At 73.1% G+C, this 17,885-nt stretch carries 18 protein-coding genes; 10 read left to right on the forward strand and 8 right to left on the reverse strand.

All coding sequences use genetic code 11. The features are described 5' to 3' along the window. The 4 genes from GL263_RS01125 to GL263_RS01140 form a co-directional block, all read right to left on the reverse strand. Nucleotides 1-1,593, reverse strand: a 1,593-nt coding sequence (locus tag GL263_RS01125; protein WP_182853617.1) for a beta-N-acetylhexosaminidase, incomplete at its 3' end; no start/stop codon positions are given. Nucleotides 1,594-1,599: 6 nt separating this feature from the next. Continuing rightward, a complete protein-coding gene (locus tag GL263_RS01130) occupies nucleotides 1,600-2,427 on the reverse strand; it encodes a carbohydrate ABC transporter permease (RefSeq protein WP_182853618.1) in 828 nt (275 codons plus the stop codon). Continuing rightward, nucleotides 2,424-3,329 (reverse strand): carbohydrate ABC transporter permease, encoded by a 906-nt coding sequence (locus GL263_RS01135; RefSeq protein ID WP_182853619.1) that lies wholly within the window; start codon nucleotides 3,327-3,329, stop codon nucleotides 2,424-2,426. Before GL263_RS01135 ends, GL263_RS01130 begins: the two co-directional genes overlap by 4 nt. 3 nt (nucleotides 3,330-3,332) lie before the next feature. Next, complete coding sequence (locus GL263_RS01140; protein ID WP_182853620.1) at nucleotides 3,333-4,649, reverse strand: extracellular solute-binding protein; 1,317 nt, start codon at nucleotides 4,647-4,649, stop codon at nucleotides 3,333-3,335. A gap of 258 nt (nucleotides 4,650-4,907) precedes the next feature. On the opposite strand from GL263_RS01140, the gene GL263_RS01145 reads away from it, so the two are divergent. Continuing rightward, nucleotides 4,908-5,390 carry a nuclear transport factor 2 family protein gene (locus GL263_RS01145; protein ID WP_182853621.1) on the forward strand — a complete coding sequence of 161 codons (483 nt, stop codon included), beginning with the start codon at nucleotides 4,908-4,910 and terminating at the stop codon, nucleotides 5,388-5,390. Nucleotides 5,391-5,464: 74 nt separating this feature from the next. Here the strand turns inward: GL263_RS01145 and GL263_RS01150 are convergent, their stop codons facing one another. From GL263_RS01150 to GL263_RS01165, 4 genes are all read right to left on the reverse strand, one after another. Continuing rightward, nucleotides 5,465-5,623, reverse strand: a complete 159-nt coding sequence (locus GL263_RS01150; RefSeq protein ID WP_182853622.1) for a hypothetical protein — start codon at nucleotides 5,621-5,623, stop codon at nucleotides 5,465-5,467. 121 nt (nucleotides 5,624-5,744) lie between these two features. Beyond that, nucleotides 5,745-6,671: an MBL fold metallo-hydrolase gene (locus GL263_RS01155; RefSeq protein WP_182853623.1), complete on the reverse strand. Its 927-nt coding sequence runs from the start codon at nucleotides 6,669-6,671 to the stop codon at nucleotides 5,745-5,747. Then, entirely contained in the window at nucleotides 6,668-7,204 is a 537-nt protein-coding gene (locus tag GL263_RS01160; protein ID WP_182853624.1) for a flavin reductase family protein, read from the reverse strand. The genes GL263_RS01155 and GL263_RS01160 overlap by 4 nt, the downstream gene beginning before the upstream one ends. Nucleotides 7,205-7,268: 64 nt before the next feature. Then, nucleotides 7,269-8,063, reverse strand: coding sequence for an SDR family NAD(P)-dependent oxidoreductase (locus tag GL263_RS01165; protein WP_182853625.1), 795 nt, complete (start codon nucleotides 8,061-8,063; stop codon nucleotides 7,269-7,271). A gap of 229 nt (nucleotides 8,064-8,292) precedes the next feature. On the opposite strand from GL263_RS01165, the gene GL263_RS01170 reads away from it, so the two are divergent. The 9 genes from GL263_RS01170 (at nucleotide 8,293) to GL263_RS01210 (ending at nucleotide 17,825) form a co-directional block, all read left to right on the forward strand. Then, a complete protein-coding gene (locus tag GL263_RS01170; protein ID WP_182853626.1) occupies nucleotides 8,293-8,760 on the forward strand; it encodes an SRPBCC domain-containing protein in 468 nt (155 codons plus the stop codon). Nucleotides 8,761-8,786: 26 nt separating this feature from the next. After that, nucleotides 8,787-9,962, forward strand: coding sequence for an acyl-CoA dehydrogenase family protein (locus GL263_RS01175; protein WP_182853627.1), 1,176 nt, complete (start codon nucleotides 8,787-8,789; stop codon nucleotides 9,960-9,962). Nucleotides 9,963-10,061: 99 nt separating this feature from the next. Continuing rightward, nucleotides 10,062-11,309, forward strand: a complete 1,248-nt coding sequence (locus GL263_RS01180) for a CaiB/BaiF CoA transferase family protein (RefSeq protein ID WP_182853628.1) — start codon at nucleotides 10,062-10,064, stop codon at nucleotides 11,307-11,309. Beyond that, on the forward strand, nucleotides 11,306-12,364 hold the full coding sequence (locus GL263_RS01185) for a glucose-1-phosphate thymidylyltransferase (RefSeq protein ID WP_182853629.1): 1,059 nt from the start codon (nucleotides 11,306-11,308) through the stop codon (nucleotides 12,362-12,364). Before GL263_RS01180 ends, GL263_RS01185 begins: the two co-directional genes overlap by 4 nt. After that, nucleotides 12,361-13,344 carry a dTDP-glucose 4,6-dehydratase gene (gene rfbB / locus GL263_RS01190; protein ID WP_182853630.1) on the forward strand — a complete coding sequence of 328 codons (984 nt, stop codon included), beginning with the start codon at nucleotides 12,361-12,363 and terminating at the stop codon, nucleotides 13,342-13,344. Before GL263_RS01185 ends, rfbB begins: the two co-directional genes overlap by 4 nt. A 45-nt stretch (nucleotides 13,345-13,389) precedes the next feature. Then, nucleotides 13,390-15,027, forward strand: a complete 1,638-nt coding sequence (cimA, locus tag GL263_RS01195) for a citramalate synthase (protein ID WP_182853631.1) — start codon at nucleotides 13,390-13,392, stop codon at nucleotides 15,025-15,027. A 33-nt stretch (nucleotides 15,028-15,060) separates the two neighbouring features. Beyond that, nucleotides 15,061-16,134, forward strand: a complete 1,074-nt coding sequence (locus GL263_RS01200; RefSeq protein ID WP_182853632.1) for a ketoacyl-ACP synthase III family protein — start codon at nucleotides 15,061-15,063, stop codon at nucleotides 16,132-16,134. Nucleotides 16,135-16,198: 64 nt separating this feature from the next. Further along, nucleotides 16,199-17,209, forward strand: coding sequence for an aromatase/cyclase (locus tag GL263_RS01205; RefSeq protein ID WP_182853633.1), 1,011 nt, complete (start codon nucleotides 16,199-16,201; stop codon nucleotides 17,207-17,209). After that, entirely contained in the window at nucleotides 17,196-17,825 is a 630-nt protein-coding gene (locus tag GL263_RS01210) for an antibiotic biosynthesis monooxygenase family protein (RefSeq protein ID WP_182853634.1), read from the forward strand. Before GL263_RS01205 ends, GL263_RS01210 begins: the two co-directional genes overlap by 14 nt. Nucleotides 17,826-17,885: the final 60 nt, after the last annotated feature.

Raw genomic sequence — 17,885 nt, forward strand, 5'->3', positions numbered from 1 at the left:
GTAGTCGACGCCGAGGGCCTCGAGCCGGGCGTAGTGGGCGGCCGTCACGCGCCGGTCGAAGTCGTCGAAGTCGCGGGTGGCGGGGTCGCTCCAGACGACCTCGGCGAAGGCGGCGAGGCGGGGGAAGACCTGGTAGTCGAACCGCTGCTGGTTCTCCACGACCTCGGTCCACAGGTTGGCCTGGGCGCCGATGACGTGCCGGGCGGCGTCGGTGCCGGCGAGCTGCGGCGGCACGGGCTCGAAGTGGTAGACGTCCCGCAGGGTGCGGACGTAGCCGATGGGGACGGGTTCGTCGTCGCCGTCGGCCTGCCGGTGGTCGAGGTAGACGTGCTGTTCGGGGCACATGATCACGTCGTGGCCGGCGCGGGCGGCCTCGACGCCGCCGGCGTAGCCGCGCCAGGAGGAGACGGTGGCGCCGGGGGTGAGGCCTTCGCCTTCCGGGCCGAGGCTGTCGCCCTCCAGGATCTCGTCCCAGCCGACGAGTCGGCGGCCGCGCGCGGCGAGCCAGCGGTCGAAGTGCCGGATGAACCAGGCCTGGAGTCCGTCCTCGTCGCGCAGCCCGAGTTCGGCGATGCGGCGCTGGGCGGTGGCGGAGGCGCGCCACTGGTCCTTGACGGCCTCGTCGCCGCCGAGGTGGACGAACTCGCCGGGGAAGACGTCGAGTACCTCCTCCAGCACGTTCTCGAAGAAGCGGAGGGTGTGTTCGGTGGGGGCGAGGATGTGCGGGCTGACGCCCCAGCCGGTCCACACGTCGAGTCCGGCGGCCTGCTCGGGGGTGAGGGCGTCGGTGTTGCCGAGTTCGGGGTAGGCGGTGACGGTGGCCTGGGAGTGTCCGGGGATGTCGATCTCGGGTACGACGGTGATGTGGCGTGCGGCGGCGTAGGCGACGATCTCCCGCAGGTCGTCCTGGGTGTAGCGGCCGCCGTGGACGCGCTCGTCCCACAGGTCGGAGGCGGTGTGCCCGACGCGGGTGCGGGGCCGCCGGGCGCCGACCTCGGTGAGTTTCGGGTAGCGGCGGATCTCCATGCGCCAGCCCTGGTCGTCGGTCAGGTGCAGGTGCAGGACGTTGAGTTTGTGCGCGGCGAGCAGGTCGAGGGTGCGCAGCACGCCTTCCTTGGGCGTGAAGTGGCGGGAGACGTCGAGCATGAAGCCGCGCCAGCGCATGCGGGGCCGGTCGCTGATCCGGGCGTGCGGCAGTGTCCAGGCCGTGGTGCGGCCGAGGTTCGCGCGCCGGTGGGCGTCGGGGCCGAGGAGTTGGCGCAGTGTCTGGGCGCCCCAGAAGACGCCGGCGGCGTCGCCGCCGAGGAGTTCCACGCCGTGCTCGGTGATCTCCAGCCGGTACGCCTCGGGGTCGGGCACGGCGGCCGGGTCGACGGCGAGCCGCAGCACGGGGCCGTCGGCGTGCCCGGTGTGCGGGGGCAGGTCGAGGCCGGTGGCGGTGCCGACCGTGGCGCGCAGCCAGCGGGCGACGTCCTCGGTGCCGGGCCCGGCGTCCAGGACGGTGCCCGCGTCGAGTGTCAACTCACCTCCGTCCACGCGTACTTCGCGGGGGGCGGGGACAAGGCCGAGGCCGGGGAGCGGGGTGTCGGTCATGGGGGATCAGTCCTTCACCGCGCCGCCGAGTCCGGAGACCAGGCGGCGCTGCACGAGTACGAAGAAGACGAGTACCGGGATCGTCATCACGGTGGAGGCGGCCATCACGCCGCCCCAGTCGGGGGTGTCGGTGTCGAAGAAGACGAGCAGGGCCATGGGCAGTGTGGAGTTCTCGGTGGCGCTGATGATGAACGACTTGGCGAAGAGGAAGTCGTTCCAGGTGGAGATGAAGGAGAACACGCTGACCGCGGTGAGTCCGGGGAAGACCAGCGGGAAGAGGATCTGCCACAGGAAGCGGGTGCGGCTCGCGCCGTCGAGGTACGCCTGTTCCTCCAGCGACTCGGGGACGGCCCGGACGAAGCCGCGCAGCATCCAGATCGCGAACGGCAGGGAGAACGCCAGGTGCGGCAGCACCAGCGAGCCGAGAGTGTTGAGCAGTCCGGCGTCCCGCATCAGGAAGAACATGGGGATGGTCAGCGCCTCGATCGGCACCATCTGGGCGACCAGGAACATGATCAGCAGGGTGGTGCGGAACCTGAACCGGAAGCGGGTGACGGCGGTCGCGGCGAGGAAGGCGATCAGCGCGGAGGCCAGGACGACCGTGCCGGCGACGAGCAGGCTGTTGAGGAAGTACCGCCCGAGGTCCTGCTGTTCGAAGACGCGCCGGAAGGAGTCGAGGGTGGGGCTGAGGGTCCAGGGTCGCGGCTCGGTGGACTGCACCTCGCCGGCCGGTTTGAACGCGGACAGCGCCATCCAGTACAGCGGGAAGGCGACCACCACGGCGACGAGCAGGGCGGTCACCTCGGCGGCCAGCCGCCAGGGTCGTCGGATCACAGCTCCTCCCCCTTCCGGCGGATGATCCGCAGGTAGACCAGCGTCACGGCGAGCAGGATCAGCAGCATCACGACGCCGATCGCCGAGCCGAGGCTGTACTGCGAGGAGGCGAACGCCTTCTGGTACGCGTACACGTTGAGCACCAGGTTCTGGCCGGCGATGCCGCCGCCTCCGGTCATCACGTAGATCTGGGTGAACACCTTGAAGTCCCAGATGATCGACTGGATCGTCACCACGGCGAGGATGGGCCGCAGCATCGGGGCCATGACGCTGCGCCAGATCCGCCAGGTGGAGGCGCCGTCCAGGGACGCGGCCTCCAGCACCTCGGAGGGGATCGCGCGGATGCCGGCGTACATCGTCACCATCACAAACGGGAACGAGCACCAGACCACCGCGAACAGCACCAGGGCGAAGGCGCTGTACCGGCCGTAGGTCCAGGAGTAGTCCTCCAGGCCGAGCAGCTTGTTGGCCGGTCCGAAGTCGGCGTCGAAGAGGAACACCCACACGGTGGAGCCGGTGATGGCCGGGGTCGCCCACGCGCCGAGCGAGGCCAGCATCAGCAGCGTCCTCGGCACGGCCCGGATCCGGGTGAGCAGCACGGCGAGCGCGCAGCCGACGGCGAGCGTGCACAGCACGCAGGCGGCGGCGAAGACGACGGTGGCGCCGAGCACGCTCCAGAACTGCTCGTCGGCGAGGAGTTCGCGGTAGTTGTCCAGGCCCCGGAAGGTGGTCGGTTCACCGCCGCTGACCTGGGCCTGGGTGTACTCGAGGAAGGAGATCAGGCCGAGCTGGTAGATCGGGTAGACCAGCAGCCCGGCCAGTACGACAAGTGCGGGGGCCAGGTAGAGCCACGGCGTCCAGCCGGCTCCCCGCACGTCCGTGACCTTGGTGGTGCGGGCCATGTGTCAGCTCGCGGTCTTGGTGAAGGTGTCGTTCATCCTGTGTGCGGCGTCGGCGGAGGCGGTGTCGACGTCCTTCCGGCCGCTGGCGATCTCCTGGAACATCGTGGGCAGCACCTGGCCGGCGTCGATCTGGCCCCAGGCGGGGGTGGCGGGGACAAAGCGGGCCCCGGCCTGGAGGGTGCGGACGAACGGCTCGACAAACGGCTCGTCGGCGGCGACCTCCTCGCGGACGTCGTCGAACGTCGGCAGGAAGCCCATGGCCTCGAACAGTTCGCGCTGCGTCTGCTTCCCGGCCAGCTCGCGCATCAGCTCGACGGCGAGCGTGCGGTGGGAGGTGCTGCGCAGCACGCCGAGGTTGTTCCCGCCGGCGAACGCCGGGGCGATCTCGCCGGACCTCACGCCGGGCAGCGGCACCACGGCGTACTTCCCCTTCACCCCGCCGGCCTCGACGGCCTGGCGGCTGAAGTCGCCGGCGATCGCCATGCCCGCCTTGCCGGCGGCGAACGCCTCGACGGTGTCGTTGCCGCCCATCCGGGCGCAGCGGGACGCCGGGCAGTTGTCCTTGCCGAACAGGTCCGTGTAGGCGGTGATGCCGGCGCGGGAGGCGGGGCTGTCGACGGCCGCGCGGAACTTCCCGTCCCGCTCGGTGGCGATGTCGCCGCCGTGTGCCCAGACGAAGGGCATCGCGCCGTAGGTGTAGGCGCCGCCGACGGCGAGGCCGTACAGGTCGGGCCGCTCGGCGCGGATGCGGCGGGCGGTGTCGGCGACCTCCTTCAGCGTGCGCGGCGGCTTCAGCCCGAGGTCGTCGAAGACGTCGGTGCGGTAGTAGAGGGCGCGCACGCCGACGAAGAGCGGTGCGCCGTAGACCTTGCCGTCGACGGTGACCGAGGCGCGGGCGGTGCCGTCGGTGTCCTTCGCCTCGTCCCAGGCGTCGAACTCCTCGGTCACGTCGGCGAGTCCGCCGTCCCGGACGTAGCCGGCGGTGTCGGTGTTGCCGTACTCGACGAGGTCGGGGGCGGAGGCGGGGTCGTTGAAGGCCGCCTTCATCCGCTCGGCGCGGCTTTCCACCGGTATGTAGCGGACGTCGACCTTCACGCCCTCGTGGCGCGCGGTGAAGGCCTTCACCGCCTTGTCGACGATCGCGGCCTTCGGCTTGTTGTTCACCTCCTGGAACAGCCAGACGCGCAGCGTGCCGGTCTTCCGGTCGGTGCCGTCGCCGCGGTTGTCGGAGGTGCTGGGCGCGCAGCCGGTCGCGGTGGCCGTGAGGCCGGCGAGCAGCAGCGCGGACAGGGTCGTCGTGAGACGTGTGGAGAGTTTCATGGCCGCACTCCCTGCGTTGTTGCGTCATGCGCAACGGGCGTTTCGTTCCGCACAATTGGGCGCAGGCTATGGCGCGCCGTTCGTCTCGAACAAGAGAGCTGGCGAAGCTGTGATCCCCAGCCGCACTCCCTGCAACGCCCGGCCCCGAGCGGCCCTCCAGCGGGGCGAGAGGCGCGCCCGGAAGGCTGGCCGGCGACCGCGCCGTTCGGGCGCGCGGCCGTCCCTTCGGGGACGGGTGGGCACGTGAGAGGAGCTGCCATGTCTCGGCCGGCCAGTACCCCCCGGCACCCCGTGGTGACCGGAGACCTCTACGCGGAGGTGCGGACCTTCTACGCCCGCCAGATGCGGCGGGTCGACTCACTGGACATCGAGGGCTTCGCGGACACGTTCGTCGAGGACGGCGAGGTGGTGCACGCCGGGGGCCGGCGGCAGCGGGGCCGGGCGGAGATGATCGCCGGGATGCGCGCGGCGCTGCCCCGCTACCGGGACATCGCCGTCCGGCACTGGTTCGACCACCTTCTCATCGAGCCGGACCCGGCCGATCCGGACGTCATCCGCACCTCGTACTACACCCTGGTCACCCAGACCGACCGCTCCGGGAAGGTCTGTTTCCAGCCGACGTTCACCGTGGCGGACGTGCTCGTCCGCCGGGACGGCCGGCTGCTCACGCTCTCCCGGGTCATCGAGCAGGACTCCCCGGTCGAACCGGCGGTCGGCTCCGAGGAGCGGTCGGCTGCCTGACCGCCCGGAACGCCCGAGCGGCCCCTGCCCCCCTGCGCGGGGTGGCCGGGGCCGCTCGGCGGCGTGCGCCGCGCTCAGTCGATACCGCGGCAGATGTGGTGGTCCCGCGGGTCGTCGTCCGGTTCTCCCGCGAGCAGCAGCGGCGGCGGGGAAGGGGTTCGACCCTCGTGCGGCGCCGTCGGCGGCGGGGTGGTGGTGGACAGGCGTGGCGGGGTGAGCGTTGGTGCGGCCATGGGTCTCGCTCCTTCTATCCGGTGCCTTCCCGTCCTTCCCTTCCCGCCGGGCGGAGGAGAAGCCGGGAAGGCCGGGAAGGCCGGGAAGGCCGGGAAGGAGGGGCAAGGCGGGAAGGCACGGTCAGGCGTGGCAGGCGGGGACTCCGCCGTGGAACTCGGCCATCTCGCCGAACGACGCCACGATGTCCAGTCGGGCGCCCGGCTCCAGGCCGTCGAGCTCGGCGTAGGCGCGGTGCAGGTTGCCGACCAGGCGCTCCGGGTCGACCAGGTGGGAGAACGCGCCCAGTGGTGTGCGCCGGGCGAGGTCGAGAACGGTGAGACGGTCGCGCTTCCCGCGTTCGGCGACCTCGCCGATCCAGCGCAGGTAGGCCTCCGTCTCGTCCAGGAGTTCCGCGCCGCCCACCGGCCCGTGCCCTGGCACGACGATCTCCGGTCGCAGGGCGCGGAGTTCGGACAGCGCGCGGAGCGAGCCGCTGAGCGATCCCATCAGCACGTAGGGCGTCACGCCGGACCACACGAGGTCCCCGGTGAGGACCGTCGATCGCTCGGGCACCCAGACCACCACGTCGCTCGCCGTGTGGGCGGGCCCGACGTCGCGCAACTCCGCCCGTAGGCTGCCGAGATGGAGTGTCAGCTCGCCCTCGAAGGTGAGGGTCGGCAGGGTGAGCGGGGTCTCGCCCCAGCGCACGTCCGGCCAGAGGTGCTGCATGTGCAGGCCGGCCTCTTCGGAGTCGGCCCGGGTCCGCGCCGAGGCGATGACCCTGGCACGCGGGGTGAACTGCGAGTTCCCGTAGGTGTGGTCGCCGTGGAAGTGGGTGTTGACCAGGTGGTCCGGGCCGTCCGGCACGACCCGCTGGACGGCCTTCCGCAGCGCGGTGGCCCGTTCCTCGGTCGCCGCGGTGTCGACGAGCAGGGCGGTGTCGTCACCGACGACCAGCCCGGCGTTGTTGAGGCACCAGCCACCGTCGGGCTGCACGAACGCGTGGACGCCGTCGGCGAGTCGGTCGAGCCGGGTGGGGGCGAGCAGGGGTGCGCTCACGGTGGTCATGCGGTCTCCGCTCGGTCGGGGGGCAGCCGGGTGAAGCGGCCCTGGTGGAAGAGCAACGGGTCGGGGGTGCCGGCGGTCGCGGAGACGCCGACGACGGCGCCGAGCAGCAGGACGTGGTCCCCCGCCGGGATCTCGTCCCGCAGCAGGCACTCGAAGTACGCCTGCGCGCCGGGCATCACGGCGTTGCCCGTGGCGCCCGGGACCGCCCCGAGCCGTTGCATGGCGGCGTGCCCGGACGGGCGGTCGGGCCGGCTGAACTCCGCGGCGAGCGCGGCCTGCGCGGCGCCCAGCACGTTGACGGCGTAGGAGCCGTGGCTGCTGATGTGCGGACGGATCCGGCCCTCGGCGCGGACCGACACGAGCATCAGCAGCGGGTCGAGCGAGACGGAGGTCAGGCTGTTGAGGGTCATCACGGCCGTCTCCGCGCCGCAGCCCCGGGTGAGCAGGGTGACGCCCGTGGGGAAGCACCCCATCGCCGCCCGGAAGGCGCGCGTCTCGGGGGCGCGTGGCAGGGTGCCGGTCGCGTGGGTCATGGTGGGCTCCGTCTCCGCGTGGGCTGGTGTGCTGCGGTCCGCGCGTCCCGCGGGCCGCCGGGTGTCAGTAGTTGCCCAGGCCGCCGCAGACGTTCATGGCCTGGGCCGTGACGGAGCCGGCGACGTCGGACGCCAGGTAGCCGACGAGCCCGGCCACCTCCTCGGGAGTCGAGTACCGCCCCAGCGGGATCTTCGCGGTGAACCGTTCGTGGATCGCCTCCTCGGTCACCCCGTGGTGGGCCGCGTACCCGCGCCTCACCCGCTCGGCCATCGGCGTCTCCACGTAGCCGGGGCAGACCGCGTTGACCGTGATGCCGGTCTTCGCCAGTTCCTTGCCGACCGCCTTGGTGAAGCCGATGACGCCGTGCTTGGAGGCCGAATAGGGCGCGGCCAGTTCGACGCCCTGCTTGCCGCCGGTGGAGGCGATGTTGATGATCCGCCCCCAGTCGCCGTCGCGCATCCGGCCGGCGGACAGCACCTCGCGGGTCATCCGGAAGGTGCCGTTGAGGTTGGTCTCGATGACGTCGTCCCAGAGTTCGTCGGGGAGTTCGGCGGTGACGCCGCCACCGCCCCGGCCCGCGTTGTTCACCAGGACGTCGATCCGCCCGTACTCGGCGACGGCCGCGGCGACGGCGTCCCTGATCTGCTCCGGCCGGGTGACGTCGCACTCGGTGCCCCCGACCTCCAGGCCCTCGGCCCGGAGCCGCTTCACCAGCGCGGCCACCCCCTCGGCGCTCCGCGCCACCCCGAACACGGCCATCCCCCGCCGGGCCAGCAGTTCGGTCACGGCGAGGCCGATCCCGCTGGTGGCGCCGGTGACCAGGGCGACGTGCCCGCCCGCTCGTCCCGCGTCTGTCATCACGTTCTCCCGTCCGATGGTCCCTCGCGCCGCGGTGACGTGTGCGGCGTCGCGGTGGACCCGACGGTGGCCCGGTGGCCTCGGGGCGCTCTCAACAGCGCGTGGAGCGGCTCTGGAGCGCGCGCGCCCGCGCCGCGGCCCCAGCCGCGCCCTAGCCCGGCTCGATGTCCCGTCCAGGGCCCCCGGTCACGCTCTGCCCCCTGCCGAGCGGACCTACCGAGGAGGGCGTGTGCCCGTACAGACGATTCCTGACGTGCGGAAGTCGGTGACCGTGGCGGCCACGCCCGAGCACTGCTTCCGGGTGTTCACCGAGCGGCCGATGAACTGGTGGCCGCCCAGCCACGTGCTGGTGCGCGAGGAGCGCGTCGGCCTCCGTTTCGAACCGGAGGTCGGCGGCCTCTACTACGAGTGGGACGTGAGCGGGAACCGGGTCGACTGGGGCCGGATCAAGGAGTGGCGGCCGGGCCGCCGGATCGTGATGACGTGGCGGGTGGACGCCAGCTGGCAGTCGATCCCCGACGACGAGCGGGCGAGCGACATCGAGGTCGACTTCGTCGACGAGGGCGACGGCCGGACCCGGATCGAGCTGGCGCACGTGCGGCTGCACCGACACGGTGAGGGCGCCGAGCGGATCTTCCAGGCGCTGGACGGCCCCAGCCCGGGCGAGACGCTCGAACGGCTCGCCAGGCTCTTCTGAGGAACCGGAACCGGAGGTCAGGAAGGATGCCTGTGGACAGCATGCCGGACACCGCCGCGAGGGCGGGTCTGCTCGCGGAGGCCGAGAAGGTGCGGCTCCTCGCCGCCGAGCGCGCCGCGGAGGCGGACGGACGACAGGCCCTGGACGCCGACGTCGTGGCGGCCGTGCGGGCCGCCGGCTTCAGCCGGCACCTGGTCGCCGCCCGGTGGGGCGGCACCGAGGGCACGTTCCGGGAGCTGACGGCCGCGGTGATCGAGGTCGGCACCGGCTGCGCGGCCACCGCCTGGTGCGCGTCGCTGGCCGCCTACTCGGCCCGGATCGCCACCCACCTCCCGGAGGAGGGCCAGCAGGCGGTCTGGGCCGCCGGGCCCGACGTGGGCATCGCGACCGGGCTGATGCCGGCCGGTCGCGCCACCCCGGCGGCGGACGGCTGGCGGCTCAGCGGCCAGTGGGACTACGTCAGCGGCGTCGACGACGCCGACTGGCTGCTGCTGTGCGCCCTGGTCCCCCCGTCGGACGAGGCGCCGGGCGCGGGCGGTCAGGCGGCGGGCGTGGGCACTCAGGCGCCGCCCCCGGCACGCTTCTTCGCCCTGCCCCGCGGTTCCTGGACCGTCCCGCGGACCTGGGACAACGTAGGCATGCGGGCCACCGGGAGCCACACGGTCCTGGTCGAGAACGCCGCCGTGCCCGCCGCTCTCTCGTTCGACCGCATGGCGCTGCTGACCGGGCGCAACCCGGCGTCGCCCCTGCCCGCGCACAACCTGCCGTTGCAACTGGTCAGCGGGCTGCCGTTCGTCGCACCGGCGACGGGTGCCGCGCTCGGCGCCTGGCAGGCGGCGGCCGACGGGGTCGTGGGCCGCCGCCGCACCTCCGAGAACGAGGTCCGGCTCACCCGGGCCGCGGGACGGCTGGCCGCGGCCCGGGCGCTGGTGGAGGAGAACGCCGCCGTCGCGGACGGCACCGAGCGCTCGCGCGCGCTGGTGGGCCGGGCCGAACGCAACGCGGCGACCGCCGCCGAGCTGCTGCGGGAGGCGATGTCGCCGCTGCTCGGCTGCGCCGGCACGGGCGGACTGGCGGGGGGCGGCGCCTTCCAGCGGCACTGGCGGGACGTCACCACCGCGACCAGCCACGTCGTGCTGCAGTACGAGACCTCCGCCGCCCGCACCTACACGGCGGCCAGGTTGGGCCCCACCCGGCCCTGAACCCCGGCCCCGGCACGGCTGCTGAACCGGCCGTGCCGGGCCGGGGCCGTTCGACGGCGACTCAAGGCCGGTTGGAGCCGCCGTCCCTACCTTCCGGTCATGGAGAACCCTGTGACCGGCGGCCCGCTGCGCGGGCTGCGTGTACTGGAACTCGCCGCGATCGGCCCGGCCCCGTTCGCCTGCATGCTGCTGGCCGACCTGGGGGCGGACGTCGTCCGGATCGACCGGCCGGGCGTACCACGGGCGTTCGGCGACTGGCACCGCGTGCTGGACCGGGGCCGCCGCTCGATCGCCCTGGACCTGAAGGACCCGGCGGACGTGCGGACGGTGCTGCGGCTGGTGGAGCGCTCCGACGTGCTGGTGGAGGGCTTCCGGCCGGGCGTGACCGAACGGCTGGGGCTGGGCCCCGCGGATTGCCTGGCCCGCAACCCCGGCCTCGTCTACGGCCGCATGACCGGCTGGGGGCAGGACGGCCCGCTGGCCTCCGCGCCGGGCCACGACATCAACTACCTCGCGTTGAGCGGCGCGTTGGCCGCGATCGGCGAGGACGGCGGGCCGCCCGTGCCCCCGCTGAACCTGCTCGGCGACTTCGCCGGCGGCGGGCTGCCGCTCGCCTTCGGCATCATGGCGGCGCTGTACGAGCGCCGCGCCTCGGGCCTGGGCCAGGTCGTCGACGCGGCCATCACCGACGGCACCGCCTCGATGCTGGGCATGCTCTCGGCCATGCTCGGGGCCGGCTCCTGGCGCTCGGAACGCGGCCGGAACGTGCTCGACGGCGGGGCGCCGCACTACGGCGTCTACCGCTGTGCCGACGGCGGTTACGTGGCGGTCGGGGCGCTGGAGGACCGCTTCTACCGGTGCCTGCTGACCGGGCTCGGGCTGTCTCCTCAGGAGGTGCCGGACCGGTCGGACCAGGCCGCCTGGCCGGCGCTGCGAGGCGTGTTCGCCGCCCGCTTCGCCACCCGGACGAGGGACGAGTGGGCGCGGCACTTCGAGGGTACTGACGCGTGTGTCACCCCCGTTCTGTCGCTGGCAGAAGCCGCCCGCCACCCCCACCAGCGGGCGCGCGGCACGTACCGGGAGGTGGACGGGGTGATCCAGCCGGCGCCGATGCCCCGGTTCAGCCGCACGCCGGCTCCCGGCCACCGCCCACCGGGTCGCCCCGCCGACGCGCCGACGACGCCCGCCGACGCGCCACCGGCCTCGCCCGCCGACGCGCCACCGGCTTCCCGGGTCGACGTGCCAGCGGCCTCGCCGGCCGTCGCCGCGGCGTCCAGCGGCGTTGCAGTCGGGCTCAAGTCCCGCGTCGCAACGTGGCCTTCCGACTGTGACAGGAGGCAGCCATGAAAGCCCTGGTCCTATGCGGAGGCTCGGGGACCCGCCTGCGGCCGTTGAGCCACTCCATGCCCAAGCAGCTCATCCCGGTGGCCAACCAGCCTGTGCTGGTCAGGGTCATGGGAAACCTGCTGGAGCTGGGGATCACGGACGTCGGAGTGATCGTCGGGGACCGTAGAGCGGAGATCGAGGAGGTGCTGGGCGACGGCTCCTCCCTCGGCGTACGCGTCACCTACCTGCGACAGGACGCGCCCCTGGGCCTCGCCCACTGCGTCCGCCTCGCCCGGGACTTCCTCGGCGACGAGGACTTTGTCCTCTACCTGGGCGACACGGTGCTCACCGACGGCATCACCGACCTCGCGGCGGAGTTCCACGCCACCCGCCCGGCCGCCCAGCTGGTGGTCCAGAAGGTTGCGGACCCGCGCGCGTTCGGCGTCGCGGAGACCACTGAGGACGGCAGGGTCACCGGCCTGGTGGAGAAGCCGCAGCACCCCCGCACCGACCTGGCGGTGGTCGGCGTGTACTTCCTCACCTCCGCCATCCATCGCGCCGTCGACGCGATCCGGCCGAGCGCACGCGGCGAGCTGGAGATCACCGACGCGATCCAGTGGCTGGTCGACCAAGGCCTCGAGGTGCGCGCGAGCGTCTACAGCGGCTTCTGGCGGGACACCGGCAAGGTGGAGGAGGTGCTGGACTGCAACAGGGAGCTGCTGAACTCCCTCACACCGGAAGTCGTCGGCGAGGTCGACGCGGACAGCGTGCTGACGGGCCCTGTGGTGGTCGAGCCGGGGGCGCGGGTCGTGCGCTCCACGATCACCGGCCCGGCGATCGTCGGTGCCGGAACCCTGGTGACGGACAGCAGCATCGGCCCGTACACCTCCATCGGCGCCGGGTGCCTGCTGGACACCGCCGGCATCTCCGACTCGATCATGCTGGCCGGATCGAGCGTCTGCCAGGTGCGCGAGGTGCGCGGCTCGGTGATCGGGCGCGGCGCCTCCGTGCTGACCGGCATGGCCCAGCACCGGCTGGTGGTCGGCGACCACACCCGGGTGGAGTTCGCGGCATGAGGATCCTGGTCACCGGAGGGGCCGGTTTTATCGGGTCCTGCTACACGCGGATGGCGCTCGACGACCGGCTGCCCGGCCTCACCGAGGCGCGGATCACCGTACTCGACAAGCTCACCTACGCCGGCAGCACGGCCAACCTGCCCATGGACCACCCCCGGCTGCGCTTCGTCCGGGGCGACGTCTGCGATCTGCCGCTGCTGTTGGAGACGTTGCCGGGGCACGACGCGGTGGTGCACTTCGCCGCCGAGTCGCACGTGGACCGCTCGCTGACCGGTCCGGCGGAGTTCGTGCGCACGAACGTGCAGGGCACCCAGACCCTGCTGGAGGCGTGCCTGCGCACCGGCACCGGCCCGGTGGTGCACGTGTCCACCGACGAGGTGTACGGCTCGGTCCCCACCGGCCGCAGCACCGAGGACGCCCCGCTGGCGCCCAACTCCGTGTACGCGGCGTCCAAGGCCGGCAGCGACCTGGTCGCCCGCGCGTACTGGCGCACCCACGGGCTGGACGTCCGTGTCACCCGCTGCTCCAACAACTACGGCCCCTACCAGCACGTGGAGAAGCTGATCCCGCTGTTCAGCACCCGGTTGCTGGAGGGGAGGCCCGTCCCGCTCTACGGCACCGGGGAGAACGTCCGGGGCTGGCTGCACGTCACCGACCACTGCCGCGCGATCCAGCTGGTCCTCGCCAAGGCCGCGGCGGGAGCGGTCTACAACGTGGGAGGCGGCGACGAGCTCAGCAACGTGGAGCTCACCGCCCGGCTCCTCGAACTCTGCGACGCCGACCCCCGCCTCGTCGAGCGGGTGGCCGACCGGATGGGCCACGACCTGCGCTACGCCGTCGACGACACGAGGATCCGCGACGAACTCGGCTACACACCGACCGTCACCTTCGACGCCGGCCTCGCCGACACGGTCGCCTGGTACCGGGACCACACCGAGTGGTGGCGGCGGATGGCCCCGGCCGACCGTGCCCACGTCTAGGGCCTGTCCGGGGCGTACCGACGACACCGAGGAGACGGACGGCAGATGACCGAGCGAGACTTCCAGCTCTACGACACGACGCTGCGCGACGGGACGCAGCAGGAGGGCATGGCCCTGACCGTCGACGACAAACTCGCCGTCGCCCGGCACCTGGACGCGGCGGGTGTCGGCTTCATCGAGGGCGGCTGGCCGGGCGCCGTCCCCCGGGACACCGAGTTCTTCCGCCGTGCGCGTAGGGAACTGTCCATGGAGAACGCCGAGTTGGCGGCCTTCGGCGCCACCCGCAAACCGGGCACGACGGTGTCGGTGGACCCCCAGGTGCGGGCGCTGCTGACGGCCGACACCCCGGTGGTCACCGTGGTGGCCAAAAGCCACTCCGGCCACGTCACCAGCGCGCTGCGCACCAACCTCGCCGAGAACCTGGCGATGGTGAGCAGCACCGTGCGCTTCCTGGCGCACGAGGGCCGCCGGGTGTTCCTGGACGCCGAGCACTACTTCGACGGGTACCGGCTGAACCGTCCGTACGCCCTGGAGGTCGTCCGCGCCGCCGCCGACGCCGGCGCCGAGACGGTGGTGCTCTGCGACACCAACGGCGGCTGCCTGCCGGACGAGATCGGCGCCGTGGTGGCCGACACGATCGCCGCGACCGGCGCCCGGGTCGGCATCCACTGCCACGACGACACCGGCTGCGCGGTGGCCAACAGCATGGCGGCGGTCGACGCCGGCGCGGACCACGTCCAGGGCACCGCGCACGGGTACGGCGAGCGCTGCGGCAACGCCAACCTCTTCACCCTCGTTGGCAACCTCGTGCTGAAACGGGGGCGGCGGGTGGTCACGGACGAGCAGTTGGGCCGGCTCGGCGAGGTCGCGCGCGCGGTCACCGAGCTGACCGGCGTCCGTCCCGTCCCGGCCGCCCCCTACGTCGGCTCGTCCGCCTTCACCCACAAGGCGGGTCTGCACGCCTCCGCACTGCGGGTGGACCCGGACCTCTACCAGCACATCGACCCGGCGGCGGTCGGCAACACCATGCGGACGCTGGTGTCCGACATGGGCGGCCGCTCGTCGGTCGAGCTGAAGGCCCGGGAGCTGGGGTACCGGGTCGAGGCCGGCTCGCCCGAGGTGGCCCGGGCGGCGGCGCGGGTCAAGGAACTGGAGAGCCGCGGCTACAGCTTCGAGACGGCGGACGCGTCCTTTGCGCTGCTGCTGCGGGAGGAGTTGGGCGGCACGCCGGCGGCGCCCTTCGAGGTGGAGTCCTGGAAGGTCGCGGTCACCCGGCGGTCCGGCGACGACGTCCGCACGGAGGCGTCGGTGCGGCTGCGGGTGGACGGGGTGCCGTTGACGGCCACCGGGCACGGCAACGGCCCGGTCAACGCCCTCGATCGGGCCCTGCACGAGGCGCTGGACCCCTTCTTCCCCCAGCTGAACCGGCTGGAACTGGTCGACTACCGGGTCCGTGTGCTCACCGGTGAGACCGGCAGCGGCGCCGCCGCCCGGGTGCTGATCTCCTTCCACGACGGGGAGCGCGGCTGGGGCACGGTGGGCGTCGGGGAGAACACCGTGGCCGCGACGTGGCGGGCGCTGCTCGACGCCGTGCACTACGTGGTGGCGGACGACGCGCTGCCCCGCCCACTGGTCCCGTTCGCCGCCGACACAGCCGCCGGGACACCCGCCCGCACAGGCTGAAAGCCGCACACCTCTGGGAGTACAGGAGTAACCGTGCACGTGGAAGACGTGTTCATACGCGCGACCGCCGTCCGCCTGCCCGCCTCGCTGGCGGTGGCCGACGCGGTGGCGTCCGGGGAGTGCCCGGCGAGCCTCGCGGCGAGTACGGGGGTGGAGGCCGTGGCCGTCTCCCCGGACGAGTCCGCCGCCGAGATGGCGGCCGTCGCCGCGGCCGAGGCGCTGCGCCGGGCCGGGTCCGGTCCCGGCGAGGTCGACCTGCTGCTGCACGCCGACACCTACCACCAGGGCCAGGACCTGTGGCCCGTCGCCTCGTACGTCCAGCGCGAGGCCCTGCGCAACAGCTGCCAGGCGGTCGAGATCCGGCAGATGTCGAACGGCGGCCTGGCCGCGCTGGACCTGGCCACCGCCTACCTCGCCACCGGTGCGCGGCAGGACGCGCTGCTCACCACGGCCGACCGGTTCTGCGCGCCGGGCATCGACCGCTGGCGCACCGACCCGGGCACCCCGTACGCGGACGGCGCCACGGCGCTGGTGCTCTCCCGGCGGGGCGGCTTCGCGCGGCTGCGCTCGCTCTCGCTCTGGTCCGACTCGGAGCTGGAGCCGATGCACCGCGGCGACGAGCCGTTCACCCGGGCGCCGTTCGGCCACCGGGTGCCGGTGGACTTCGCGGAGGCCAAGAAGGCGTTCATCGGCCGGGTGGGGATGTCCTACGCCGTCGGCCGCGCCCACCAGGGCCAGCAGCGCGTGGTCAAACAGGCCTTGGCCGACGCCGGGATGGAGCTCGACGAGGCCGACTGGGTGGTCCTGCCGCACTTCGGCCGCCGCCGGCTGCAGTCCATCTACCACCAGCCGTTCGGCATCCCGGTCGAGCGCACCACCTGGGACTTCAGCCGCCGGGTGGGGCATCTGGGGGCCGGCGACCAGTTCGCCGGCCTGGACCACCTCGTGGCCTCGGGGACGGCCCGCCCGGGCGACCGCTGTGTGCTGGTGTCCGTGGGCGCCGGCTACAGCTGGGGCTGCGCAGTGGTGGAGATCGACCACCTCCCGGCCTGGTCACCTTCCACAACCGACCGGACCCGTTCGACCGCCGCTCAAGCGGCGCACTAGCACCGCTCTGTCACTCTCTACCCGGCCGCCGCGCGCGGTGGCCGCACCGAAGGGAAGGTACGCCGTGCCCACCGCGACACCCGTAGACCCGACAACCGCCCCCGGCCCGCGGTCCGCCGTCCACACGACCGAGCACTCCGTTGTGGTGGCCGCGTCGCCGGAGGCCGTGTACCGCCTCGTCGCGGACGTCTCCGCCTGGCCGCAGGTGTTCGGGCCCACCGTGCACGTGGAGGTCCTGGAGGAGGTGGACCCCGACGTCGGCGGCGAACAGCTGTTGCGCATCTGGGCCCTGGCGAACGACCGGGTGCGCACCTGGACCTCCCGCCGGGTGCTCGACCCGGCCGCGCGCTCCGTCTCCTTCCGCCAGGTGGTCCCGGCGGCGCCCGTCGCCTCGATGGGCGGCGAGTGGCGCGCGGAGGCGCAGCCGGACGGCCGCACCCGGGTCCGGCTGCTGCACGACTACCGGGCCGTGGACGACAACCCCGACGCGGAGCGGCTCATCGCGCAGGCCGTCGATCGCAACAGCGAGGCCGAACTCGCGTCGCTGCGCTCGGCGCTGGAGTCGGAGGTGCCGCTGGAGGAGGTCCGGCTGACCTTCTGCGACTCGGAGGTGGTGTCGGGCGAGGCCGCGGACGTCTACGCCTTCCTGGAGCGCGCCGACCTGTGGCCGGATCGCCTGCCGCACGTCGCGCGGCTGGACCTCACCGAGACCGAGCCGGGCCTCCAGCACATGGAGATGGACACCCGCGGCCCGGACGGCGACACTCATCGGACCACCTCGGTGCGGGTCTGCTTCCCGGACCGGGGGGTGATCGTCTACAAGCAGCTGCGCATGCCGGCCGCGATGTCCGGGCACACCGGACGGTGGGAGGTCGAGGCTCTTGAGGACGGCACCGTGCGGGCCACGTCCTGGCACACCGTCACGCTGGACCCGCGGGGTGTGGCGGCGGTCCTGGGCGAGGGGGCGTCCCTCGCCGAGGCGCGGAAGCTGGTCCGCGAGGCCCTCGGCACCAACAGCGGAACAACACTGCGGCACGCAAAGAGCTTCGCGGAGGGCGCACGTGCGCGATCGTGATCCGGACAGCCCGGTCACCGTCATCAACAGGTTCCAGGTCAGAGGGGACGCGGAGGAGTTCGAGAAGGTCCTGGCCGACCACTCCGAATTCCTGCGCGGACAACCCGACTTCGACTTCCTGGTGACCGCCGCGGTGGTCGACCGACCGGGTGTGTACGTCCATCTCGGGCACTGGCGGACGCTGCGGGGCTTCCGGGCCATGGCCCACGAGGCCGCGTTCGCGCGCGAGGTGCGGCAACTCGGGCCGCTGGTCCACGCCACCGCCGACCAGGCGATGAGCCTGGGCCGCACGCTGCTCGACCGGGCGACGACCGGCGCCACCAACATCGTGCTGCTGTACGCGAAGGCGCGGCAGGGCGGTGAAGGCTTCGAGCGGCGTTTCGCCCGGCTCGACCGGGCGTGCGTCCGGCTGGGCGGCTTCGGCGGGAGCGACCTGCTGCGGTCCACCCTGCACCCGGGCTCCTACACCGGGGTCCTGTGGTGGCGCCGGGCCGAGGACTGCGAGCGGGCGCTGGCCGACAGCGCCTACGCGGCCGGCCTCGCCGAGCTGTCGGAGGTCGCCGAGGTGTCCACCGAACGCAGCCGGCACCTGGCGTACGAGCGCGCCTTCCACTGAGCCGGCACGCCGACAGCACGCACGGGAGCCGGGGGGTCTGCCGCCCCCCGGCTCCCGTGC

It is taken from the genome of Streptomyces durbertensis (assembly GCF_014156695.1).
In the GTDB taxonomy this organism is placed as follows: Bacteria; Actinomycetota; Actinomycetes; order Streptomycetales; family Streptomycetaceae; genus Streptomyces; species Streptomyces durbertensis.